At 68.8% G+C, this 24,355-nt stretch carries 19 protein-coding genes and 2 pseudogenes; 10 read left to right on the plus strand and 11 right to left on the minus strand.

Features of this window, described 5'->3' with window-relative positions; translation table 11 throughout:
• Nucleotides 1–10: 10 nt before the first annotated feature.
• The 5 genes and pseudogenes from AC1Q5B_RS00570 to xerD all read right to left on the minus strand — a co-directional run bounded on the left by AC1Q5B_RS00570 (nt 11) and on the right by xerD (nt 8,245).
• Complete coding sequence (locus AC1Q5B_RS00570) at nt 11–463, minus strand: hypothetical protein (protein ID WP_492629806.1); 453 nt, start codon at nt 461–463, stop codon at nt 11–13.
• A 4-nt stretch (nt 464–467) separates the two neighbouring features.
• Nucleotides 468–2,258, minus strand: coding sequence for a type II secretion system ATPase GspE (gene gspE / locus AC1Q5B_RS00575; protein WP_492629807.1), 1,791 nt, complete (start codon nt 2,256–2,258; stop codon nt 468–470).
• Nucleotides 2,259–2,277: 19 nt separating this feature from the next.
• Nucleotides 2,278–6,270: a phosphoribosylformylglycinamidine synthase gene (gene purL, locus AC1Q5B_RS00580; protein WP_492629808.1), complete on the minus strand. Its 3,993-nt coding sequence runs from the start codon at nt 6,268–6,270 to the stop codon at nt 2,278–2,280.
• A 79-nt stretch (nt 6,271–6,349) separates the two neighbouring features.
• Nucleotides 6,350–6,994: pseudogene (locus AC1Q5B_RS00585) on the minus strand (DsbC family protein); the annotation flags it as partial.
• 297 nt (nt 6,995–7,291) lie between these two features.
• Nucleotides 7,292–8,245 (minus strand): site-specific tyrosine recombinase XerD, encoded by a 954-nt coding sequence (gene xerD, locus AC1Q5B_RS00590; RefSeq protein WP_492629809.1) that lies wholly within the window; start codon nt 8,243–8,245, stop codon nt 7,292–7,294.
• A 159-nt stretch (nt 8,246–8,404) separates the two neighbouring features.
• Here xerD and AC1Q5B_RS00595 point away from each other — a divergent pair, with 159 nt between their 5' ends.
• On the plus strand, nt 8,405–8,875 hold the full coding sequence (locus tag AC1Q5B_RS00595; RefSeq protein WP_492629810.1) for an RDD family protein: 471 nt from the start codon (nt 8,405–8,407) through the stop codon (nt 8,873–8,875).
• 5 nt (nt 8,876–8,880) lie between these two features.
• On the opposite strand, the gene lptG is transcribed toward AC1Q5B_RS00595, so the two are convergent.
• Together lptG and lptF are read right to left on the minus strand one after the other, a co-directional pair.
• A complete protein-coding gene (gene lptG / locus AC1Q5B_RS00600; RefSeq protein WP_492629811.1) occupies nt 8,881–9,984 on the minus strand; it encodes an LPS export ABC transporter permease LptG in 1,104 nt (367 codons plus the stop codon).
• The gene (gene lptF / locus AC1Q5B_RS00605) at nt 9,981–11,060 is read right to left on the minus strand and encodes an LPS export ABC transporter permease LptF (RefSeq protein WP_492629812.1); all 1,080 of its coding nucleotides are present in this window, start codon (nt 11,058–11,060) and stop codon (nt 9,981–9,983) included. The genes lptG and lptF overlap by 4 nt, the downstream gene beginning before the upstream one ends.
• A 129-nt stretch (nt 11,061–11,189) precedes the next feature.
• Here lptF and AC1Q5B_RS00610 point away from each other — a divergent pair, with 129 nt between their 5' ends.
• From AC1Q5B_RS00610 to AC1Q5B_RS00620, 3 genes are all read left to right on the plus strand, one after another.
• On the plus strand, nt 11,190–12,668 hold the full coding sequence (locus AC1Q5B_RS00610; RefSeq protein WP_492629813.1) for a leucyl aminopeptidase: 1,479 nt from the start codon (nt 11,190–11,192) through the stop codon (nt 12,666–12,668).
• 84 nt (nt 12,669–12,752) lie between these two features.
• Nucleotides 12,753–13,175, plus strand: a complete 423-nt coding sequence (locus AC1Q5B_RS00615) for a DNA polymerase III subunit chi (protein WP_492629814.1) — start codon at nt 12,753–12,755, stop codon at nt 13,173–13,175.
• Nucleotides 13,176–13,303: 128 nt separating this feature from the next.
• On the plus strand, nt 13,304–16,075 hold the full coding sequence (locus AC1Q5B_RS00620) for a valine--tRNA ligase (protein WP_492629815.1): 2,772 nt from the start codon (nt 13,304–13,306) through the stop codon (nt 16,073–16,075).
• 97 nt (nt 16,076–16,172) lie between these two features.
• Here the strand turns inward: AC1Q5B_RS00620 and rimI are convergent, their stop codons facing one another.
• Genes rimI through pssA form a run of 3 tightly spaced genes read right to left on the minus strand, consistent with a single transcriptional unit; the run spans nt 16,173 to nt 17,889 of the window.
• Nucleotides 16,173–16,682, minus strand: a complete 510-nt coding sequence (gene rimI / locus AC1Q5B_RS00625; protein WP_492629816.1) for a ribosomal protein S18-alanine N-acetyltransferase — start codon at nt 16,680–16,682, stop codon at nt 16,173–16,175.
• The gene (locus AC1Q5B_RS00630) at nt 16,679–17,107 is read right to left on the minus strand and encodes an alanine acetyltransferase (RefSeq protein WP_492630925.1); all 429 of its coding nucleotides are present in this window, start codon (nt 17,105–17,107) and stop codon (nt 16,679–16,681) included. Before AC1Q5B_RS00630 ends, rimI begins: the two co-directional genes overlap by 4 nt.
• Nucleotides 17,108–17,109: 2 nt before the next feature.
• Entirely contained in the window at nt 17,110–17,889 is a 780-nt protein-coding gene (pssA, locus tag AC1Q5B_RS00635; protein ID WP_492629817.1) for a CDP-diacylglycerol--serine O-phosphatidyltransferase, read from the minus strand.
• A 91-nt stretch (nt 17,890–17,980) separates the two neighbouring features.
• Here pssA and AC1Q5B_RS00640 point away from each other — a divergent pair, with 91 nt between their 5' ends.
• From AC1Q5B_RS00640 to AC1Q5B_RS00655, 4 genes and pseudogenes are all read left to right on the plus strand, one after another.
• Nucleotides 17,981–18,373: a DUF4124 domain-containing protein gene (locus AC1Q5B_RS00640; protein WP_492629818.1), complete on the plus strand. Its 393-nt coding sequence runs from the start codon at nt 17,981–17,983 to the stop codon at nt 18,371–18,373.
• A 9-nt stretch (nt 18,374–18,382) separates the two neighbouring features.
• Entirely contained in the window at nt 18,383–18,673 is a 291-nt protein-coding gene (locus AC1Q5B_RS00645) for a DUF4124 domain-containing protein (protein ID WP_492629819.1), read from the plus strand.
• A 69-nt stretch (nt 18,674–18,742) separates the two neighbouring features.
• The gene (locus tag AC1Q5B_RS00650; RefSeq protein ID WP_492630926.1) at nt 18,743–20,437 is read left to right on the plus strand and encodes a proline--tRNA ligase; all 1,695 of its coding nucleotides are present in this window, start codon (nt 18,743–18,745) and stop codon (nt 20,435–20,437) included.
• A 128-nt stretch (nt 20,438–20,565) separates the two neighbouring features.
• A pseudogene (locus AC1Q5B_RS00655) lies at nt 20,566–20,931 on the plus strand (H-NS histone family protein); the annotation flags it as partial.
• Nucleotides 20,932–21,010: 79 nt separating this feature from the next.
• On the opposite strand, the gene AC1Q5B_RS00660 reads toward AC1Q5B_RS00655, so the two are convergent.
• On the minus strand, nt 21,011–22,258 hold the full coding sequence (locus AC1Q5B_RS00660; protein WP_492629820.1) for a threonine/serine exporter family protein: 1,248 nt from the start codon (nt 22,256–22,258) through the stop codon (nt 21,011–21,013).
• 110 nt (nt 22,259–22,368) lie between these two features.
• On the opposite strand from AC1Q5B_RS00660, the gene AC1Q5B_RS00665 reads away from it, so the two are divergent.
• The gene (locus tag AC1Q5B_RS00665) at nt 22,369–23,241 is read left to right on the plus strand and encodes a DMT family transporter (protein ID WP_492629821.1); all 873 of its coding nucleotides are present in this window, start codon (nt 22,369–22,371) and stop codon (nt 23,239–23,241) included.
• Entirely contained in the window at nt 23,238–24,353 is a 1,116-nt protein-coding gene (locus tag AC1Q5B_RS00670) for an ABC transporter permease (protein ID WP_492629822.1), read from the plus strand. Before AC1Q5B_RS00665 ends, AC1Q5B_RS00670 begins: the two co-directional genes overlap by 4 nt.
• Nucleotides 24,354–24,355 lie beyond the last annotated feature (2 nt).

Genomic DNA, 24,355 nt, shown 5'->3' on the forward strand with positions numbered 1-24,355 from the left:
CCGCCGGTTTTCAGTCGCAGGCCATGCGGCCGGCCGGCAGCACGCGCGGATTGCCCAGCGCGAAGTCCTTCACCGGTTGCTCCCACATCTCGAACGACGAGATGCCCGGCGTGACGCCGCAACTGCTGCTGTAGGTGAAACGCTCGCCGTCGGTCGAGGTATAGAGGTCGAACTTGATCGTCACCGGCAGCGTGCTGCTGACCATCAGCGTGGTCTGGGCGCCATCGCCGCTGCGTGCGGCGCGCAGATTGCCCGGCGCATCGCCTGCCGGTGCGGAGGCGGACACCTTGCCGTCCACGACCTCCACCTGCAGCGCCAGCGACGGCGAGGCGCTGCCGATCGCGAAGCCGGCGGGCAGTTCGCCGCGCGCCAGCGTCTTCGGTACCGCCTTGCCCGCCGATGCCGCCTCCGTCATCGCGGAAACCGCCAGCACCACCACGCACCCCGCCAGTATCCGGTCCATCGCCTCAACCCTCCTCGGTGACGCGCAGCACTTCCTCGATGGTGGTTTCGCCGGACAGCGCCTTGACGATGCCGTCCTCGTACATTGTGCGCATGCCGTTCTCGCGCGCGAGCTGCTCGATCTCGCCCATGCCGGCGTGGCGCATGATCGCGCGGCGGATCGCGTCGTTCATCACCAGGAACTCGACGATGGTGGTGCGACCGAGATAGCCGGTCGGTGCGATCGCCGAGCCGCGCGGGCGGTACAGGAAGACCTCGCCGTGCGGCTGGAAGCGGCGCAGGCCGAACTTCTCGATTTCCTCGGGCGAAGCGGCGTATTTCTCCGCATGCGTCGGCTCCAGCCGGCGCACCAGGCGCTGGGCGAGGATGCCGTTGATGGTGGAGGTCATCAGGTAGTCCTCCACGCCCATGTCCAGCATGCGGGTGATGCCGCCGGCCGCGTTGTTGGTGTGCAGCGTGGACAGCACCAGGTGGCCGGTCAGCGCGGACTGGATGGCGATGCGCGCGGTCTCGAGATCGCGCATTTCGCCGATCATGATGATGTCCGGGTCCTGGCGCACGATGCTGCGCAGCGCGTGGGCGAAGTCCAGCCCGATCTGCGGCTTGGCCTGGATCTGGTTGATGCCCTCGATCTGGTACTCGACCGGATCCTCGACCGTGATGATCTTGACGTCCGGCGTGTTGAGCTTGCTCAGCGCGGTGTACAGCGTGGTGGTCTTGCCCGAGCCGGTCGGACCGGTGACCAGCAGGATGCCGTGCGGCTGCTCCAGCACCTTCTGGAACTGCGGCAGGAACGCATCGGTGAAGCCGAGCTTCTTGAAGTCGAACACCACCGTCTCGCGGTCGAGCAGGCGCATCACCACGCTCTCGCCGTGCGCGGTCGGCACAGTGCTGACGCGCAGGTCCAGTTCCTTGCCCTGCACGCGCAGCATGATGCGGCCGTCCTGCGGCAGGCGGCGCTCGGCGATGTTGAGCTTGGCCATGATCTTGACGCGGCTGATCACGGCGGCCGTGAGGTTGGCGGGCGGGCTTTCGCCCTCCTCCAGCACGCCGTCGATGCGGTAGCGCACCTTCAGCCGGTTCTCGAACGGCTCGATATGGATGTCGGACGCACGCAGTTCCACCGCGCGCTGGATGACCAGGTTGACCAGACGGATGACCGGTGCCTCGGACGCAAGGTCGCGCAGATGCTCGACATCGTCCAGATCGACGCTGGCCTCGCCATCCGCATTCTCGACGATGGCGCCCATCGCGCTGCGACCCTGCCCGTAATAGCGTTCGATCAGGTCGCTGATCTCGGAACGCAAGGCGACCTGCGGCCGCACCACACGGTCGGTCGCCAGCCGCACGGCATCCAGCGCGTAACGGTCCTGCGGGTCGGCCATCAGCAGGTCGATGTGCGTCTCGTCCTCGCCTACGGGGCAGACATGGAACTGCTTGAGGAAGCGCTGCGACAGCACCACCGATTCGGGCGGCACGTCGGGTGCATCCTTCGCGGTGACCAGCGGCAATCCAAGCACGTCCGCCACGGTTTCGGCGTGATCGCGCTCGGACACCAGACCGAGGCGCGACAGCAGCGACGGCAGACCACCTCCCGCCTCCTCCTGCAGCCGGCGCGCACGTGCCAGGTCGGCTTCCTTCAGCCGCCCGCGCGCCAGCAGGGCCGCGACGATGCGCTCGTCGTCGGAAAGCGGATTGTCGAGCGCGGCTGCGTCCAATGAAGGCCTCCCAGGGCCTGATAACGCCCTTGGCACGGACTTTATCAGGTGCCGCGTCGCCACGGCGTCGGCCGCCATCGCTGGCGGCCACGCGGGTTCATCCCACCCACACCCGCGCGTTGCGGAACATGCGCAGCCACGGCGAGTCGTCCGGCCAGCCGGCCGGGTACCAGCTGTGGTTGGCGCTGCGCGGTGTGCGCTCGGGATGCGGCATCAGGATCGTCGCGCGGCCGTCGTCGCTGGTCAGGCCGGCGATGCCGTCGGGCGAGCCGTTCGGATTGAGCGGATAGGTCGTCGCCACCGCCCCGTCGCCGTCCACGTAGCGCAGCGCGGTGCGGGCAGCGGCCTGGTCAACCGCGCCCGTGAACGACGCGCGGCCTTCGCCATGCGCCACGGCCACCGGGATGCGCGAACCGGCCATGCCGCGGAAGAACACCGACGGCGATTCCTGCACTTCCAGCAACGCCACGCGGGCCTCGAACTGTTCGCTCTGGTTGCGCAGGAACTGCGGCCAGTGCTGCGCGCCGGGAATGATGTCCTTCAGCTGGCTCATCATCTGGCAGCCGTTGCACACGCCCAGCGAGAACGTGTCCTGGCGCGCGAAGAACGCGGCGAAGGCATCGCGCAGCGCGCTGCGCTCGAGGATCGAGGTCGCCCAGCCACGGCCCGCGCCCAGCACGTCGCCGTAGCTGAAGCCGCCGCACGCGGCGAGGCCGCTGAAACCATCGAGCGCCACGCGGCCGCCGATCAGGTCGCTCATGTGCACGTCGAACGCGTCGAAGCCGGCGCGCGCGAAGGCCGACGCCATCTCGATCTGGCCGTTGACGCCCTGCTCGCGCAGGATCGCGACCTTCGGCCGCTTGCCGGTGGCGATGAACGGCGCCGCGACGTCGTCGCCCGCATCGAAGGACAGCTTCGGCTTCAGTCCGGCGCGGCCGAACTGGCGGGCGGTCTCGCGCTCCTGGTCGGCGGCGTCGGGGTTGTCGCGCAGCTTCTGCATGGCGTGCGTGACCGACCACCAGGCATCGAACAGCTCTTCCCAACGCCATTCGGCCAGCACGTCGCCGTCCTGCTGCACGCGGATCGTGGACGCCGTGGTCGGACGTGCGATGCGCTGCGCGCACTCGGTCAACGCATGGCGTTCGACCAGGTCGGCGAATGCGGCGCGGTCCTCGTCGGCCACCTGCACCACTGCACCGAGCTCTTCGGCGAACAGCGTGCGGAAGGCATCGTCGCCCCAGCCGTCGAGGTTGATGTCCAGGCCGCGATGCGAGGCGAACGCCATTTCGCACAGGGCGGCGAACGCGCCGCCGTCGCTGCGGTCGTGGTAGGCCAGCAGCAGGCCGGATTCGCGCGCGTCGGCGATCAGGTGGAAGAAATCGCGCAGGCGCTGCGGATCGTCGAGATCGGGCACGCTCTCCTCGCGATCGTCGCCGGCGAATGCCGGCCAGGCGCCGTCGCCGCCGGACTGCGGATAGACCTGCGCCAGCACCGAACCGCCGAGGCGCTTCTTGCCGGCACCCAGGCCGATCAGCCACAGCTCGCTGTCGTCGTCGCGCGACAGCAGCGGCGTGAGCTGCTGGCGGACGTCGGTCACCGGCGCGAACGCGCTGATGATCAGCGACACCGGCGACACCGACTTCTGCGCCTGGCCATCGCTGTGCCATTGCGCCTGCATCGACAGCGAGTCCTTGCCGACCGGGATGCTGATGTCCAGGTCGGGGCACAGCTCCATGCCGACGGCCTTCACCGCATCGAACAGCAGCGCGTCTTCGCCCGGATGACCGGCGGCGGCCATCCAGTTGGCCGACAGCTTCACGCGATGCAACGATTCGACCGGCGCGGCGCACAGGTTGGTGATCGCTTCACCGACCGCCATGCGGGCGGCGGCGGCGGCATCCAGCAGCGCCAGCGGCGTGCGTTCGCCGATGGCCATCGCTTCGCCGACGAAGCCTTCGTAACCGCTCAGCGTGATCGCGCAGTCGGCGACCGGCATCTGCCACGGGCCGACCAGCTGGTCGCGCGCGGTCAGGCCGCCGACGCTGCGGTCGCCGATGGTGATCAGGAACTGCTTGGACGCGACCGTCGGATGCGCCAGCACGCGCAAGCCTGCTTCGCGTAGGTCGAGCGACGCCGTCTGCAGCGCAGGCCACTTGGGCGCGTCCGGATAGCCGGTGTCGCGGTGCATCTTCGGCGGCTTGCCGAACAGCACGTCCATCGGCAGGTCGATGGGGTAGCGATCAGCGCCCTCCCCCGCCTGCGGGGGAGGGTTGGGGTGGGGGCCTGCGTCCGTAGCCTTGCCCCCATCCGCCCTTCGGGCACCTTCCCCCGCAAGCGGAGGAAGGGTTTCGACGGTCGCGCCGTAACCGACCACCAACCGTTCTTCCTTCGTCGCCACGCCCACCGCGGCGAACGGACACCGCTCGCGCTCGCAGATCGCCGCGAACTCGGCCAGCCGCGCCTGCGGCACGCCCAGTACGTAGCGCTCCTGCGATTCGTTGCACCACAGCTGCATCGGCGACAGCGAGGGATCATCGCTGGGCACCTTGCCCAGGTCGATCACGCCGCCCACGCCGGAGTCGTGCAGCAGCTCCGGGATCGCATTGGACAGGCCGCCCGCACCGACATCGTGGAACCACAGGATCGGGTTGTCTTCGCCCATCGCGACACAGCGGTCGATGACCTCCTGGCAGCGGCGCTCCATTTCGGGGTTGTCGCGCTGCACGCTGGCGAAATCGAGCTCCTCGGCGCTCTCGCCGGAGGCGACCGAACTGGCGGCGCCGCCGCCCAGGCCGATCAGCATCGCCGGGCCGCCGAGCACGATCACCGCGTCGCCCGCCGACAGCGTCTTCTTCTCGACCTGGATGCGGTCGATCGCACCGAGGCCGCCGGCCAGCATGATCGGCTTGTCGTAGGCGCGCGTCAGGTTCGCACCTTCGGGCAGTTCGAAGCTGCGGAAATAGCCGAGCAGGTTGGGGCGGCCGAATTCGTTGTTGAACGCGGCACCGCCGAGCGGGCCGTCGAGCATGATGTCCAGCGCCGGCGCCATGCGCGGATTCAGCGCGCGCGGCGCTTCCCACGGTTGCGGCAGCGTGGGAATGCGCAGGTGCGAGACCGAGAAACCGGTCAGGCCGGCCTTCGGCTTGCCGCCGCGGCCGGTCGCGCCCTCGTCGCGGATCTCGCCGCCGGCTCCGGTGCTGGCGCCGGGGAAAGGCGCGATCGCGGTCGGATGGTTGTGCGTCTCGACCTTGATGCAGAACGCCGAGTCGACGGTCGCTTCCAGACGGTACTGGCCGCCGGCGTCGGGACGGAATCGCGCCGACGGATAACCCTCGATCACGGCCGCGTTGTCGCTGTACGCGCTGAGCGTATGCTCCGGCGTCTGCGCGTGGGTGTGCTTGATCATCCGGAACAGCGAGCGGTCCTGGTCCTTGCCGTCGATGGTCCAGCTGGCGTTGAAGATCTTGTGGCGGCAGTGCTCCGAGTTCGCCTGCGCGAACATCATCAGTTCGACGTCCGAGGGGTCGCGGCCCAGCTCGGTGTAGCGCGCGCGCAGGTAATCGATCTCGTCGTCGGCCAGTGCCAGGCCGAGTCGGCCGTTGGCCGCTTCCAGTTGCGCCAGCGGGATGCGTTCCAGTTCGCCACGCGCCGGTGCGCTGAACAGCGCTTGGGCCTGTTCGCGCGTGGCGAGCAGCGACTGCGTCATCGGGTCGTGCAGGGCCTTCGCCAGCGCCGGTTGGTCGTCGCTCCAGCCCTCCAGGTCGATGCGCAGGCCGCGCTCGACGCGTTTCACCGGCTGCCCGGCGCCGCGCAGCAGTTCGGTGGCCTTGCTGGCCCAAGGCGACAGCGTGCCCAGGCGCGGCGTCACGAAGCGGGAGACGGCGCCGTCGGCCAGACCTTCGTCCTGGTCGCCGGCCTGCAGGATGCGGCGCAGCGTGGCCAGATCCGGCGTGGCGCCGGTCTCGGGGTCGATGAAGTAGACATGCCAGGCCCCGCGGATGCGGACGGCGGGAGCGATGGACTGGAGCTTGGATTCGAGCCGCGCGCGGCGGAAGTGCGACAAGGCCGGTTGGCCTTCGAGGACGATCATGTCCGGAACCGTGGGGGCGTGCCGTCAGGACGGGGCCCGCTATTGTAGCGAAGCCGGCACGGGGCCGGCTTCGTTCGGGTCAGGGAGCGGCGCCTGCGGCGGCGGCCGGGGCCTTTTTCGCCGCCAGTTCGTCCAGTTTGGCCCGCAGCGCGGCCGGCGGCAGGTAGCCGCCCAGCTGGATGCCGTCGGCCGAGAAGATGGCCGGTGTGCCGCTCACGCCGACCCGTTGGCCGACGTCGAACTCCATCGTCACCGGGTTCTTGCAGTCGCGCGAGGGGATCGACTTGCCGGCCTTGGCGTCGGTCAGCGCGCGCTTGCGGTCGGGCGCGCACCAGACCGAGATCATGTCCTTGTGGTCCTGGCTGCCCAGGCCCATGCGCGGGAACGCGAGGTACTCCACCGCGATGCCCTGGCGGTTGATCTCGGCGATCTCCTCGTGCAGCTTGCGGCAGTAGCCGCACTCGATGTCGGTGAACACGGTGACGGTGTACTTGGCGTTCGGCGGCGCGAAGACGATCTTCTCGCTGTGGGGGATGGTGGCGATCAGCTGGGTGCGGTGCCGCGCCAGCGCGGCGCTGTTCTGCATGACGTCTTCCTGCTGCTGCAGGTCGAGTACCGAGCCCTGCAGCAGGTAGCGGCCATCGTCGCTGATGTAGAGCAGTTGCCCGCCGGCGATCACCTCGCGGAACCCCGGCAGCGGCGCGGCGCCGACGTAATCGACCTTGACCCGTGCATTGAGCTGCGCCACGGCGGAACGGGCGCGCTCATCGGGGGTCGCGCCCTGGCCGGGCTTGATCTGGGGGGCCGGCGCCGGCGCCGCGTCAGCTTCCGCCTTCGCGGGCGGCTGCGGGGCCTGGGCGCAGGCGGTCAGGCTCAGGGCGCCCAGCAGGGCGGCGGTGATCAGGCGGGGCATCAAGGGCATCCGGGATAGGCCGCGGGGCGGCAGATTGGCAGGAACAGGCGGGGATTCTGGCACAGGGCGGCGGGCAGGCGGCTTAACCGTCCCATCGCGCGAGGGCGTTCAGGCACGCGGATGATGGCGTCCGTGCAGCTGTTTGAGGTGCTCGCGCGCGACCAGCGTGTAGATCTGCGTGGTGGACAGCGAACTGTGCCCCAGCAGCAGCTGCAGGGCCCGCAGATCGGCACCGCGGTTCAGCAGATGGGTGGCGAAACTGTGCCGCAACCCGTGGGGACTGATGCGGACCGGATCGATGCCGGCGGCGGCGGCATACCGCTTCACCAGCGCCCAGAACTGCTGGCGGGTCGGCGGCTCGGCGGTGGCACCGACGAACAGGAACGGCACGCTGCGCTTGCCTGCGAGGACCGGACGCGATTGCGCGAGATAGGTCTCGAGCCAGTGCTGCGATTCCTCGCCCAGCGGCACCAACCGGTCCTTGCTGCCCTTGCCGGTGACCCGCAGCACACCCTGCCGCAGGTTGACGGCGGTGGCCGGCAGCGTCACCAGTTCGCTGACGCGCAGGCCGGCCGCGTACATCAGTTCCAGCATGGCGCGGTCGCGCAAGCCCAGCGGCGTGGCGATGTCGGGCGCGCCGAGCAGCGCATCGATCTCGGTTTCGGCCAACGCCTTGGGCAGCGACCTCGGCAGGCGCGGCGGATCGAGCAGCGCCGTCGGATCGTCGCGACGCTCACCGCGTCGCAGGCGATGGGCGAAGAACGCGCGCAGGGCCGACAGCAGGCGGGCGTTGCTGCGCGGCGAATAGCCTTCGCGCGTGCGCCAGGCGAGGTAGTCGAACAGCACGGCGCGATCGGCCGCGGCCAGGCCGCCTTCGCGGCCATTGCGCCAGCGCGCGAATCCTTCCAGGTCGCGCCGGTAGCTGTCGAGCGACGGCCGCGCAAGACCGTTCTCGGCCCAGATCGCATCGAGGAAAGCCGCGATGTCCGCGGCGTCGGTGTCCGGAACGGGAGGCAGGGCGTTCGCCTGCTGGCGGCGTTCGGCGGGCGTGCGGGAAGACATGCCGCCAGCTTAGGCCATGCACCTGTTGCTTGGGCGCACCGGCTTCCTGTGGGCGCGACATCCGTCGCGAAAGGAACCTCGGTCGGGTCGGCCGTCGCGACTTATGTCGCGCCACAACGCCAAGGGAGGTTGCCCAGGGTTAGCCGGTATCCTGTCGCGATGACGGATCCCGCACCCACCCCGGCAAACCCCCGCGCCCTGATCGGCTGGCGCCTGCTCGCCCTGCTCTACGACGTCTGGCCGGTACTGGCGATGTGGCTCGCCGTGGCGATTCCGTTCGTCCTCGTCGACGTCGTGATCAGCGACAACGTCCGCCACAACATCGAGCCCTACAGCCTGATGTGGGGGCTGCTGTGGAGCTGCTGCTGGGGCGTTGCCGGGTTGTACGCCACCTTCAGCTGGCTGCGTGGCGGACAGACCCTGGGCATGCGGCCATGGCGCTTGAAGGTGATCGCGACCGACGGCAGCGCGCCGACGCTGGCCGCGCTGTGGCGCCGCTATGCGCTGGCGACCGTCTCGACGCTGGCCGTGGGCCTGGGTTTCTGGTGGGCGTGGCTGGACCGCGACCGTCTGACCTTCCACGACCGCTTCAGCGGCACGCGCCTGGTCCGGTTACCGAAGCGTGCCTGACGGCGTCAGCGGCTCCTGCGCCGGAACATCAGCCAGGAAATGCCCAGCAGGGCGAACGGCGGAATCGCATAGGCGAGGCGGTAATCGAGCCGGAAGGCGCCGGCCAGCCGCACGAACATCGTCTGCAGCACGTAGAAGCCCACGGCGAACACGATGCCGAGGAACAGCCGCTTGCCCATGCCGCCGCTGCGCAGGCTGCCGAAGGCGAACGGGATGGCGGCCAGGCACAGCGCCAGCACGTTGAGCGGGTAGAACCAGCGCGCCCAGTACTGGTCTTCGTAGTCGCGCGCGTCCAGTCCGTTGCGCTTGCGGTAGTCGATGTTCTGGCTCAGCTCGCTGCTGGGCATGTTGCGCGCGCGCACCAGGCTGGAGGACAGCACCGCCGCATCCAGTTCCGATTCCCAGCGCTCGCCCAGCACCGTCGTCTGCACGGCGGAACGCTCCTTGAAGGTGGTGCGGCGTACGTTCTTCAACAGCCAATAGCCGTCCAGGTGCTCGGCGGTGGCGGCATGCGCGATCGACGCCAGTCGGCCGTCGTCGGCCAGTTCGTACATGCGTACGTCGCGCAGCTGCAGCGCCACCTTGCCGTCGGCCTGCGGCTTTTCTTCCCCGCTCTGCGCGTACAGGAAGGTGTTGCCCTCGCGCGCCCACAGGCCGGAGTAGCGGTCCATCGCGACGTTGCCGGTGCGCGCGGCCATCTTCAGCACGTCGGCCTGGCGCTGGCCCCACGGCCCCAGCGTCTCGCCGCTGAAGACCATCAGCACGGTCAGGATCGCCAGTGCGGCCGCCACCGACACGCTGAGCCGCAGGCGCGACAGACCGAGCGCGCGCAGCGCCGTCAGTTCGGAACTGGCGGCCAGCTGGCCCAGGCCCATCAGCGAGCCGATCACGGCGGCGGTGGGGAACATGGTGTAGGCGCGGCGCGGCACCGTGTACAGCACCCACGCGACCGCATGGCCGAAGGTGTAGTTGCCGGTGCCCAGGTCGCCGATCTCGCCGGACAGCGCCATCACCACGTCCAGGCCGACCAGCACCGCCCATGTCAGCAGCACGGTGACCAGGACGACCTGGCCCACATAGGTATCGTGCAGGCGCGGCAACAGCCTCATGCGCGCCTCCGGGGCCGCGACAGCTGGCCGTCACGCAGGTTGAACCACAAGCCCGCCGCAAGCAGCGGCAGGGTCAGCCACCACAGGCCGACCAGGCCGGGCAGCTTGCCGTCGGCGAGCAACTGGGTGCCGTTGAACATCAGGCTGATGCCGACCAGATACGCCAGGAACCCCAGCATCACCCGGCCGTAGCGCGTCTGGCGCGGCGAGCTGCGCGACAACGGCAGGGTCAACAGCGCGAACGCCAGCGCCAGCAGCGGCGGGGTCAGACGGGCATGCAGCTGCGCGTTGGCTTCGGGGCGCGCATCGCGCAGGAGCTGCGGGGTCGGCTGCAGGACCGGATCGTCCTTGTCCAGGGTGTCCGCGCGGTCCGGCAGTGCGACCTCGTTGGACCTGTAGCGGATCAGGCGGTAGTCCAGGCCCGCCCCATCGGGACCTTCGACCCGGAAGCCGTCGTCCAGGCGCAGGTAACGGTTGCGTTCGCCCTCGAAGAACATATGCCCGGACTTCGCCGTCACCACGTCGATGCGGCCCTCGTTCGCCCGATGCATGAACACCTTGCTCAGGCCGGTGCCATCGGCCGACAGCGCGCTGACGTAGACCACGGCCCCGCTGGACAGCACGGTGAACTTGCCGGCATCCAGGCCCGACACGACCAGGCTGCGGTTGGCGTGTTCCAGCATGTTCTGCGCGGTACGCAGCGCCCACGGCCCCAACCACAGCGAGCACAGACCGACCACGATCACGACCGGCACCACCAGCATCATCAGCGGCCGCAGCAGGCGGCGCGGGCCGATACCGGCGGCGGTCAGGACCGCCATTTCGGAATCCCGGTACAGCCGCGAGAACGCCAGCAACAGGCCGAGCATCAGGGCCAGCGGGATGATGTAGGGCATGTAGTTGAGGAACTGCAGGCCCAGCTGCGACAACAGCAGGCGGGCCGGCACCTTGCCGTCGGCCACGTCGCCGAGCAGGTCCGCCATCACGCCGCCGACGCTGACCATCAGCAGGATGATCAGCGTGGCCAGGAAGCTCTGGGTGAATTCCCGGAAGAGGTAGCGGTCCAGCTTCGGCATCAGGGGGGCTTGATTTACAATCTCGGGCTTGTGCGCCGCGTCCGCGGCAGCGGTCTCTGCGGTCCGGGATGGCATCCGCCACCTTCATCCGGCCCGCGATTGTACGTAACTGAACCGGGAATCTGATCAATGACGCTGGAATTCACCCTGAACCATGAAGCCCCCGCCCAGGCCGGCGTCGACTGCGTCGTGGTAGGCGCCTACGCCGACAAGAGCCTGACCGCGGCCGGCCAGGCGGTGGATGCGGCCAGCGGCGGCAAGCTGTCGGCGCTGCTGCAGCGGGGCGACATCGGCGGCAAGACCGGCAAGACCACCCTGCTGCACGACCTGCCGGGCGTGACCGCGCCGCGCGTGCTGGTGGTGGGCCTGGGCGAAACGGCGAAGTTCGGCGTGGCGCAATACCTGAAGGCCATCGGCGATGCCGCCCGCACGCTGAAGCTCGGCCCGGTCCGCAGCGCGCTGTTCACCCTGTCCGAAGCGGCCGTGAAGGACCGCGACGCGGCCTGGAAGATCCGCCAGGCCGTGATCGCCGCCGACCACGCCTGCTACCGCTATACCGCCACGCTGGGCAAGAAGAAGAACGACGACCCGGGTCTGACGTCCTTCGCGATCAGCGGCGACGACGAACAGGCGCTGGCGCAGGGCATCGCGATCGCCGCCGGCGTGCAGGTCACCCGCGAGCTGGGCAACCTGCCGCCGAACATCTGCAACCCGGCCTACCTGGCCGAGCAGACGCAGCAGTTCGCGTCGGAGAACGGCGCGGAAGCAGAGATCCTGGACGAAGCGCAGATGGAAGCGCTGGGCATGGGGTCCCTGCTGGCCGTCGCCCGCGGCTCGGCCAACCGCCCGCGCCTGATCGTGCTGAAGTGGAATGGCGCAGCAGACTCGGATGCCAAACCCTACGTGCTGGTCGGCAAGGGCATCACTTTCGACACCGGCGGCGTCAACCTGAAGACGCAGGGCGGCATCGAGGAAATGAAGTACGACATGCTGGGCGCGGGCAGTGTCATCGGTACGTTCGTCGCCGCCGTGAAGATGAAGCTGCCGCTGAACCTGGTGGTGATCGTGCCCGCGGTGGAGAACGCCATCGACGGCAACGCCTATCGCCCGTCCGACGTCATCACCAGCATGTCCGGCAAGACGATCGAGGTCGGCAACACCGACGCCGAAGGCCGCCTGATCCTGTGCGATGCGCTGACCTACGCCGAGCGCTTCAAACCGGCCGCGCTGGTCGACGTGGCCACGCTGACCGGCGCCTGCATCGTCGCACTGGGCCGCTACGCCAGCGGCCTGATGAGCAAGCACGACGACCTCAGCAACGAGCTGCTGGGCGCGGGCGAGACCGTGTTCGACCGTGCGTGGCGCCTGCCGCTGTGGGACGAGTACCAGACCCAGCTGGAATCCAGCTTCGCCGACGTCTACAACATCGGCGGACGCTGGGCCGGCGCGATCACGGCGGGCTGCTTCCTGGCCCGCTTCACCGAAGGCCAGCGCTGGGCGCACCTGGACATCGCCGGCGTCGCCAACGACGAAGGCAAGCGCGGCATGGCCACCGGTCGCCCGGTCGGCCTGCTGAGCCAGTGGCTGCTGGACCGGACTGCGGGATGATGCACGCCTGTAGGAGCGCCCCGTGGGCGCGACAATCATGGAAAAGCATCGCGGGCATGGCCCGCTCCTACAGAACCCGTCCCCATGCCGAGAGCTGACTTCTACCTGATCGCCAAGCCGCGGTTCCTCGAGGAACCGCTCAAGCTGGTCTGCGAACTGGCGCGCAAGGCCTACGACGGCAACCAGTGGACGCTGGTGCTGGCGCGCGACGCCGCGCAGGCGGAGGAACTGGACGAACTGCTGTGGGAGTTCGATCCGGATGCCTACATCCCGCACCAGATCGCCGGCGACGAGGAGGACGAACTCACGCCGGTGCTGATCGCGACGCCCGACGTCGACGTGCCCGCCCGCGCACTGGTCATCAACCTGCGCGACGACGCGTTCACCGGCGCCTGCGAGCGCGTGCTGGAAGTCGTGCCGGCCGATCCGTCCGCACGCGAACCGCTGCGCGAGCGCTGGAAGCAGTACAAGGCGCGCGGCTTCGACGTGAACAAGCACGATATGTAACCAAGCTCCCTTCCCCCGCTCGCGGGGGAAGGTGCCCGAAGGGCGGATGGGGGCAGCACCGCGCCCGGCCCCCACCCCAACTCTCCCCCACATGCGGTGGGAGGGAGTCCATTCCGAACATCGACCCCATGACCGACCTCGCCTCCAGCTACGACCCGAAATCCTTCGAATCCCGCCTGTACGCGCAGTGGGAAGCCGCCGGCTACTTCACGCCCAGCGGCACGGGCCAGCCGTACACCGTCCTGCTGCCGCCGCCGAACGTCACCGGCACGCTGCACATGGGTCATGCATTCCAGCACACGCTGATGGACGCGCTGGTGCGCTACCACCGCATGCGCGGCTACGACACGCTGTGGCAGATGGGTACCGACCACGCCGGCATCGCCACCGAGATGGTGGTCGGCCGCAACCTGGCGCAGGAAGGCAAGGGCGAGACGCGCGACTCGCTGGGCCGCGACGGCTTCATCGCCAAGGTGTGGGAATGGAAGGCGCAGTCCGGCGACACCATCGAGCGGCAGATGCGCCGCATGGGTGCATCGGGCGACTGGTCACGCAGTACGTTCACGATGGATGAGGCCGCCTCGAAGGCGGTCATCGAAGCCTTCGTGCGCTGGCACGAGCAGGGCCTGATCTACCGCGGCCAGCGCCTGGTCAACTGGGACCCGGTGCTGAAGACCGCGATCTCCGACCTGGAGGTCGAGAACGTCGAGGAAGACGGCTTCCTGTGGTCGATCGAATATCCGCTCGCCGACGGCAGCGGCACGCTGGTCGTCGCGACGACGCGTCCGGAAACCATGCTCGGCGACACCGCGGTGATGGTGCATCCGGAGGACGAACGCTACGCGCACCTGATCGGCAAGACGGTGAAGCTGCCGCTGACCGACCGCGAGATTCCCGTCATCGCCGACGATTACGTCGACCGCGAGTTCGGTACCGGCGTGGTCAAGGTCACGCCTGCGCACGATTTCAACGACTACCAGGTGGGCCTGCGCCACGACCTGCCGCTGATCAACCTGCTGACGCCGACCGCCGCGATCAACGAGAACGCGCCGGCGAAGTACCAGGGCCTGGACCGCTATGAAGCACGCAAGGTCGTGCTTGCGGATCTGGAAGACCTCAGCCTGCTCGTCGAAACCAAACCGCACAAGCTGCAGGTGCCGCGCGGCGACCGCACCAACCAGGTGATCGAGCCCTACCTGACCGACCAGTGGTTCGTGAAGATGGACGCGCTGGCCAAGCGCGGCCTCGAACTCGTCGAGTCCGGCGAAGTGAAGTTCGTGCCGCCGAACTGGATCAACACCTACCGCCACTGGATGGAGAACATCCAGGACTGGTGCATCAGCCGCCAGCTCTGGTGGGGCCACCGCATCCCCGCATGGTTCGATGCCGAGGGCACCTGCTACGTCGGTCGCGACGAGGCCGAAGCGCGCGCGAAGGCGGGCCTGTCCGCGGACGTCGCCCTGACGCAGGACAGCGACGTGCTGGAGACGTGGTTCTCCTCGCAGCTGTGGCCGTTCAGCACGATGGGCTGGCCGGACAAGCAGGCGATGGCCGCGCGCGGCTTCGACCGCTACCTGCCGTCGTCGGTGCTGGTCACCGGCTTCGACATCATCTTCTTCTGGGTGGCGCGCATGGTCATGGCCACCGACAGCTTCGTCGGCAAGGTGCCGTTCCGCGACGTCTACATGACCGGCCTGATCCGCGACAAGGACGGCCAGAAGATGTCCAAGTCGAAGGGCAACGTGCTGGACCCGCTGGACATCATCGACGGCATCTCGCTGGAAGACCTGGTCGCCAAGCGCACCGGCGGTCTGATGCAGCCGAAGATGGCCGAGAAAATCGAGAAGGCCACGCGCAAGGAATTCCCCGACGGCATCGTGCCGCACGGCGCCGATGCGCTGCGCTTCACCATCGCCGCGCTGGCGACGCATGGCCGCGACATCAAGTTCGACATGGGCCGCGCCGAGGGCTACAAGAACTTCTGCAACAAGCTGTGGAACGCCACCCGCTTCGTGCTGATGAACACCGAGGGCTTCACCGCCACCGGCGCGCCCCAGCCGAAGACCGATGCCGAGCGCTGGATCCTGTCGCGCCTGGCCAAGGTCACCGCCGAGGCCGGCGCGCAGTTCGCCGCCTACCGCTTCGACCTGCTGTCGCAGGCGCTGTACGAGTTCGCCTGGAACGAGTTCTGCGACTGGTTCGTCGAACTGGCCAAGCCCGCGCTCAACGGCGCTGACAGGGACGCGGCCGAAAGCACGCGTCACACCCTGTTGTACGTGCTGGAATCGCTGCTGCGCCTGCTGCACCCGCTGACCCCGTTCGTCACCGAGGAGCTGTGGCAGCAGGTCGCGCCGAAGCTGGGCATCGACGGCGGCACGGTGTCGCTGCAGTCCTACCCGGTCACGGGCGATTTCGCCGGCCAGGACTACGCGCAGGCCGATGCCGACGTGGAATGGCTGAAGGCGATGGTGTCCACGCTGCGCCGCGTACGCAGCGAACTCAACGTCTCGCCGGGCAAGACCGTCCGACTGCTGTTGCAGGATGGCCACGACAACGACCGCGCCCGCATCGCGCGCTTCGCGTCGTCGCTGTCGTTCCTGCTGAAGCTCGACGACATCGCGTGGCTCGATGCCGGCGCCGATGCACCCGCTTCCGCGGCCGCCGTGGTCGACGAGCTGACGCTGCTGGTGCCGCTGGAAGGCCTGGTCGATCTGGACGCCGAGCGCGCGCGCCTGGACAAGGAAATCGCCCGCGTCGCCGGCGAGAAGGACAAGAGCGAGGCCAAGCTGGCCAAGTTCACCGACAAGGTGCCGCCGGCGGTGGTGGAACAGGAGCGCCAGCGCCTGGTCGACTGGAGCAACCAGCTCGCCGCCCTGCATGGGCAGCGCGCGAAGCTCTGACGTGTCACCTCATCCAGGCCCGTAGAGTCGAGCTTGCTCGACTCCGCGCGCGGCATCGTTGATCGACTGACCGGAAAGCAGCGGAGCAAGCTCCGCGCTACAGCGGCGGCATGGTGGTGATGTCGTCGGCGACCAGTTCGATCGCCATCACCAGCGCGTCCTCGCGACCGTCCTTCGCCGGGTAGTAGCGCGGGCGACGGCCGATCTCGTTGAAGCCTTCGCTCTGGTAGAGCAGGATCGCGCCCGGATTGGAGGGGCGCACTTCCAGGAACACGCGCTGCACGCGATGGTCGCGGGCGATCTTCACCAGTGCGCGCAGCAGATGGCGCCCCAGGCCCCGGCCCTGCCGTTCGGGCGCGATGCAGATGTTCAGCACATGCGCTTCGTCGGCGGCGATGCTCAGCAGTCCGTAGCCGATCACCAGGCCGTGCTCGGTCATCACCCACGACGGGTAACCGGCTTTCAGGCAGTCCTTGAAGATGCCGCGCGTCCAGGGAAACGGATACGCGCGTTGTTCGATGGCCATCACCGCATCGAGGTCGCCCTCGCGCATCGGCCGCAGGCTGGACGTGGACACCGGTGAGGCCTCGACGCCCAGCGCGCTCATGTCGACGTACCGCGACGCAGCCGGCGGAGCGTGGGCCACAGCGCCCGTTTTGCGGCCGGATTGCCGCGCAAATCGCTCGACGACGGCCATTGCGCGAACAGCTCCGCGGCACCGGGCGCATTCGGATTGCAACCCGAGGCGCGGATCAGCGCGAAATGCAGGCGGTCGGGCAGCTTCGCACCGCCGGTCCGCGGCCCAGGCGCTGCTCGCCGCACGGGCGGTGGACTGTCGATGGCGTCGCGGACAGGGGGGCGGGCGCGCGGCGCAACGGCGGCAGGCGCAGGCGTCCCGTCGCGCGCGACGGGCGCTTCCGCCACTGCCGGCGCACCGGACTCGGTCGGCCAGTCGGCCGGCAGGTAGACGGCATGGCCCAGCGCGCGCAGCCAACCTTGCTGCTCGGCCGACCACAACCGGTCCGCCGCCAGCGTCACGCCGCTGCGTCCTTCTGCCTGCGCAACCGTTGCCACAGCCAGTAGCCCGGGCCGGACAGCGCGTACACCACGCCCACCGCGAACAGCGTGCGCGGCAGGTCGATGAAGAGGATCGCCAGCACCAGCGGCACCAGCGCCAGTACCACGAACGGGATGCGGTCGGCCTTCGCCCCGCCCTCGCCCGTGCCCTTGAAGCTCCAGAACCGGATGCGGCTGACCATCAACAGCGCCGCCACGAGGGTGACCGCCAGCGCGACATAGCGCAGTTCCTCGCCGGTCCAGCCCAGTTCGCCGTCGGCGAAGGCCCAGACGAAGGACATCATCAGCCCGGCCGCCGCCGGACTGGCCAACCCGACGAACCAGCGCTTGTCCACCGTGCCCACCTGGGTGTTGAAGCGCGCCAGGCGCAGCGCAGCGCAGGCGGCGTACAGGAACGCCACCACCCAGCCCACGCGCCCCATCACGGTACTGTCGAACTTCAGCGCCGACAGCGACCAGTGGTACATCACCAGCGCCGGCGCCAGGCCGAAGCTGACCAGGTCGGCCAGCGAGTCGTACTGCACGCCGAATTCGCTGCTGGTGCCGGTCAGGCGCGCCACGCGGCCGTCGATGCCGTCCATCAGCCCCGCCACGAACACCGCGATGGCGGCATTGACGAACTGGCCGTTGGCGGCGGCGATGATCGCGAAGAACCCCGCGAACAGGCCGGCGGTAGTGAACAGGTTGGGCAACAGGTAGATCCCGCGCGAGCGCGGGGGCGGCTTGATTTCGTTCATGGGTCGCAGTTTAGCCCAGCGCTCCCCCGCCCGGCTTGCCTGGGGAGCCCGGGGGTGCTGCAATCGGGGCTCCCGCGATCCGGAGCTTCCCATGCGCCTCCTGTCCTGCCTCTCCGTGCTGGCGCTGTGCCTGGCGACCGCCTCCGCCGTGCAGGCCCAGCAGGTCTACCAGTGGAAGGACAAGAACGGCGTCACCCACTACTCGGACAGCCCGCCGCCCAACCAGGCCGCGCAGAACCGCCGCATCAACCAGTACGGTGCGGCGGCGGCCGATGCGCCGCAGCCCGCGGGCAAGCCGGTCGAGAACGCCCAGTGCACGACTGCACGCGCCAACCTGCAGATGCTGGCGGCCACCAAGGGCCCCATCCAGCAGGACACCGATGGCGACGGCAAACCGGATGTCACCCTCGACGACACCGGCCGCGAGAACCAGCGCAATCTGGCCGAGGCCGCCGTCAAAGCCTATTGCACCGCCGGCACCTGATTCCACCGGATGCGTGCAGGGTGGGCGATCGCTGCAGGCGTCGGGCTGGGAATCGCCATCGCCTGGTGGCTTGGCCGCGAATCGCCTGACGCGACCGCTCGCAAGCAGGCGCGTGCCGAACAGGCCGCCGCCGAACAGGTGCGCGATGCACGGCCTTCGCTGTACCGCTGGCGCGACGACGCCGGCGTACTGCAGATCACCGAGCGGCCTCCGGAAGGCCGTCGTTACGAGCGCATCGACCGCGATAGCCCCGCTGGCATCCGCGTGAGCGGCGACGCGGAGCCCGCCGACACGGATTGACCCGTCGTCGCCCCGCACGCGGCCAACGCTGGCAAAATAGGCGATTCGTCCTCCCGGATCCCCATGCCGATGCGCCTGTCGCAGTTCCATCTCCGCACCACCAAGGAAACCCCGGCCGACGCCGAACTGGTCAGCCACCAGCTCATGCTGCGCGCCGGCATGATCCGCAAGCTGGCCGCCGGCCTGTACACCTGGTCGCCGCTGGGCCTGCGCGTGCTGCGCAAGGTGGAGACGGTGGTGCGCGAGGAAATGGACAATGCAGGCGCGATCGAAATGATCATGCCGACCATCCAGCCGCGCGAGCTGTGGGAGGAAACGGGTCGCTGGGAGAAGTTCGGCGGCCAGCTGCTGAAGATCACTGACCGCAAGGAACAGCAGTTCTGCTACAGCCCCACCGCCGAGGAGGCCGTCACCGATTTCGCGCGCCAGGAGTTGTCCAGCTACAAGCAGCTGCCGGTCAACTTCTACCAGATCCAGACCAAGTTCCGCGACGAGATCCGTCCGCGCTTCGGCGTGATGCGGGCGCGAGAGTTCGTGATGAAGGACGCCTATTCCTTCCACATCACCGACGAGGACCTCGCGCGCGAGTACCGCAACATGCATGCGGCGTACACGCGCATCTTCACGCGCCTGGGCCTCGACTTCCGCGCGGTGCAGGCCGACAGCGGCGCCATCGGTGGCGATGCCTCGCAGGAATTCCATGTACTGGCCGAGTCCGGCGAGGATTCGATCGCGTTCTCCACCGGCTCGGATTACGCCGCCAACGTCGAGAAGGCGCAGGCCGCCGAGCCCGCCCCGCGCGGCGCGGCCACCGAGACCCTGGGCAAGGTCGCCACCCCCACGCAGAAGACCTGCGAAGACGTGGCCGCGCTGCTCGGCATTCCGCTGCAGCGGACGGTCAAGTCGGTCGCAGTGATGACGGAGGGAGGCTTCGTGCTCGCGCTCGTGCGCGGCGACCATGTGGTCAACGAGATCAAGCTGGGCAAGGTCGCCGGCATGGCCGACTACCGTCTGGCGACGGAGGCGGAAATCCAGGCCCACCTGGGCAGCGAGCCGGGCTTCCTCGGCCCGGTCGGCGCGAAGCAGGCCATCCGCGTGGTCGCCGACCGCGACGTGGCGGCGATGGCGGATTTCGTCGTCGGCGCCAACGAAGCCGGCTTCCACCTCGCCGGCGTCAACTGGGGGCGCGACCTGCCCGAACCCGAGACCGTGGCCGACATCCGCAACGTGGTGGCGGGCGACAAGGCCGCCGACGGCGGTGAGATCCGCCTCGTGCGCGGTATCGAGGTGGGACACGTGTTCCAGCTCGGCCGCAAATACAGCGAGGCGATGAAGTTCACTGTGCTGGACGAGACCGGCAAGGCCGCTGCGCCCGCGATGGGCTGCTACGGCATCGGCGTGTCGCGCATCGTGGCCGCGGCCATCGAGCAGAACCACGACGCCAACGGCATCGTCTGGCCCGTGCCGATGGCCCCCTGGGCCGTCGCGGTATGCATGATCAATCCGAAGAACGATGCCGCCGTGAATGCCGCCGCCGAGCAGTTGCTGGGGGAACTGCAGTCCGCGGGCATCGAAGCGGTGCTGGATGATCGCGGACTGCGGCCCGGCGCGATGTTCGCCGACATCGAGCTCATCGGCATTCCGCACCGCGTGGTCGTTTCCGAGCGCGGCTTGGCGGCCGGCACGTTCGAGTATCGCGCGCGGCGCGCCGAGGAAGCCGAGAACATCGGCCGCGACGAACTGCTCGCGCGCCTGCGGGGCTGATTCGACGGCCCGTGCACGGGCGCACCGACGCATCCACGCAGGGCGGCGGTTTGTGCCGCGATTAAGTCGTCATTATCATCGGGCCTCTGCCACGGACGGGCCTTTCCCTTCCTGACTGGAGATAGTTGATGTCGATCGACCTGCGTAACCTGTCCGCCAAGGAACTTGGCGCCCTGATTGCCAAGGCCAAGGAACAGCAGACCAAGCTGGCCAAGCGCACGCCCATCGCCACGGTGCGCGGCAAGATCACCAAGTTCGCCAAGGCCGAGGGCTACACGCTGGACGAACTGTTCGGCATACCCGGCACGCGCAGCGCGAAGGCGCCGTCGACCAAGCCGGGACCGCGCGCGGGCAAGAAGCTCGGCAAGGTCGCCCCGAAGTACCGCAATCCGTCCAATCCGAAGGAAACCTGGACCGGGCGCGGCAAGCATCCGCGCTGGATGGCCGCGCTGATCGCCAAGGGCAAGAAAGCCGACGACTTCCTGATCAAGAAGAAGTAACCGTCCTTCGCGCGATCGAAAGAAAAAACGGGAGGCCCAGCCTCCCGTTTTTCGTTTCCGGCGGAAGCCCGCGTCAGAGGTTCTTGCGCGACGAGATCAGCAGGTTGCCGAACAGCAGGCCGGCGATCAGCGCCATCACCACGTTGGTGACCGCCAGCAGCGCGGACTGGCCCACGCCCACGTCCTGCTGCTGCACCAGCGTCAGCAGGCCGCGCAGGCTGGTGCTGCCGGGCACCAGCATCAGGATGCCGGGCACGCGGATCAGCGCGCCGGGACGATTCGCCCAACGCGCAAAGGCATTGCCCGCCGCGGTCAGCGTCAGCGCAGACAGGAAGATGCCGACCGGCACGCCCCAGGCCTGGCCCGCGTAGCGCGAGATGCTGTAGCCGGCGATCGCCGCGGCCATCACCCAGAAATAGTCGCGCTTGTGCGCCTTGAACAGCACGGCGAACGCGTAGGCCGCGAACACCATCGCGCCCCACTCCACCCATTCCGGCTGCGGTCGCGAGGCGCGCACGTCCGGATACAGGCCAAGCAGCTGCGCCAGCGTCACGGCGATCATGCTGCCGACCGTCAGCTTGAGCACGGTCGCCATCGCGCCGGCGAAGCGCGCCACGCCCGACACCAGGTGCTGGCTGGTCAGCTCGTTCACCGCATTGGTCAGCGCCATGCCGGGCAGCAGCACGATCAGCGAGGCGATGATCACCGTGTTGAGATTCAGCGGCGCGATGAAGTTGGCGATCATGATCGCCACGAAGCCGGCGACCAGCGCCGAGATCGCGTCGCTGGCTTCCTTCATCTTCGGCCGCCGCGCGATCAGCTCGCCCAGCACACCGATGATCACGCCGATCAGGCCCGCCGCCGCGATATCCAGCCAGGGCAACCGCCACAAGCCGGCGACCGCTGCCGCCGCCAAGCCCGATGCGAAGATCTGCATCGCCCGCCAACGCCGGCTTGGCGTGCGATCGAGCGCACGCAGCGCGGTGTGGCCCTGCGCGATGCTCATCTCGCCCGCCGACACGGCATCGGCGATGCGGTCGGCTTCGCTGAGCTTGTGCAGGTCGGTTTCGCCCGGCGCCAGCCGGATCACGCGCGTGCTGTCGCTGGCCCCGAGCGGGCGCGAGGGATCGCTGAAACTGAGGATCAGGCCGGTCGGATTCGACCACGGCTCGCAGTCCAGGCCCAGGCGCTGGGACAGGCCGACCACCGTGCCTTCCAGTCGCTGCGCGGTGGTGCCGTAACTGTGCAGGCGCCCGGCGATCTCGCAGACGAAGGCGATGCGCTGGGCATAGGTGGCGGTGGTCAGCATGTCGTCGGCCATCGGCACAGTATCGCCCAAGCTCGCGCACGATGGCTTCATGCGGGGCCGCTTACACTGTGCGCGGACGACGGGGGCAGGGGGCAGGGGGCACGGTGGGGATCGGCGAAGCCATGGCACTGGGCAGCGCGGCTGCGTGGGCGGTCGGCGTGATCCTGGCGCGCCAGCTCGGCGCGCATCTGCCGCCGCTGGCGCTCAACCTGCTGAAGAACGGGCTGGTGCTGGTCGTGCTTGCGCCTGTTGCGCTGCTGTTCTACCGCGGCGACTGGCCGGTGCTGCCGGCGCACGACATCGCCGTGGTGTTGGCCAGCGGCGTCATCGGCATCGCGCTGGCGGACACGCTGTACTTCCGTGCGCTCAACGAGCTCGGCGCGGGGCGCATGGGCATCATCGGCAACCTCTACAGCCCGCTGGTGCTGCTGCTGGGATTCCTCTTCCTGGACGAGCGCCTGGGCGGTGCGCAGTGGCTGGGCTTCGCGCTAGTGGCGATGGGCGTGCTGCTGGTCAGCCGCCCGCCCGGCGAGTGGCGGACGCATCCGCAGTATACGGCGCGCGGCGTGCTGCTGGGCCTGCTCGCCATCGCCCTGATGGCGGTGGCCATCGTCATGGTGAAGCGCACGCTGGAAACACAGCCGCTGCTGTGGGTGACCCTGCTGCGCCTGGTCGGCGCCGTCGCGGGCCTGTCGATGGTCGCCGCCCTGCCCACCATGCGCAAACGCATGCGGTTCGTCGCCGGCGACGTCCCCTGGCACCGGCTGGTACTGGCCGCGCTGATCGGCCAGGGCCTGTCGATGGTGCTGTGGCTGGGTGGCTACAAGTACACCAGCGCGTCGGTGGCCGCGATCCTCAATGAGAGCGCCTCGGTGTTCCTGGTGGTGCTGGCGGCGTTGTGGCTGCGCGAGCCGCTGGGCCGCCGCGCCGGTGTCGGCGTGCTGCTCACGTTCAGTGGGATAGCCTGTATGCTCCTTGGCCGAGCGACGCCATGACCCCCACCCTTGCCCGCCCGCAGTACGAAGCAGATCCCGGCGACCCCCAGCGCGTGAAGCTGGCGGGCGACTGGACGCTGGCCAGTGCGCTGACGGTGGCGGAACAGCTCAAGACGCTCCCCGACGCCGTCAACCGGCTCGATGCCACCGCGATCAACCGCATCGACTCGGCCGGCGTGCTGCAGCTCTTGCGCTTCGCCAAGCGCCGCGGCATGGACCCGGCGGACATCGAGTTCCGCCAGGACCACCAGGCGCTGGTCAGCACCATCGAGGATGTCGCCGACGACCGCCCGCCGCGCAAGCGCGACTACGGCTTCCTGGCCGCCCTGTCGCGCCTCGGCTACCGCGTGCACGAAAACAAGCAGGAGATCATCGCCCTGCTCAGCTTCACCGGCGAGAACCTGGTCAAGCTGGTGCGCATGGTGAAGGAACCGCGCCGCTTCCGCCCCACCGCCACCGTCGCGCACATGGAAGCCGTCGGCCTGGATGCCGTGCCGCTGGTGATCCTGCTGTCGTACATGGTGGGTGCGGTGATCGCGTTCCTCGGCTCCACCGTGCTGCGCGATTTCGGTGCGGAGATCTATGTGGTCGAACTGGTCAGCATCGCGTTCCTGCGCGAATTCGCGGTGCTGATGACCGCCATCGTGCTGGCCGGCCGTACCGCGTCGGCGTTCACCGCGCAGATCGGCGCGATGAAGAGCCGCGAGGAGATCGATGCGATCCGCACGCTGGGCCTTGACCCGATCGACCTGCTGGTCATCCCGCGCCTGATCGCGCTGCTGGTGATGCTGCCGCTGCTGACCTTCATCTCGATGATGGCCGGCCTGGCCGGCGGCGTCACCGTCGGCGCGTTCGACCTGGGCATCCCGCCGCAGATGTACATCGCGCGCATGCACGACACCATCGAGGTAACCCACTTCCTGGTCGGCATGTCGAAAGCCCCGGTATTCGCGCTGGTGATCGGCCTGATCGGTTGCCTGGAAGGCCTGCAGGTGGAAGGGACGGCGCAGTCGGTCGGCGAACGCACCACGTCCAGCGTGGTGCAGACCATCTCGCTGGTCATCATCATCGACGCGCTGGCCGCGTTGTGGTTCATGCACATGGACTGGTGAGC

The sequence above is a fragment of the Pseudoxanthomonas sp. GW835-FHT14C01 genome (assembly GCF_058793715.1).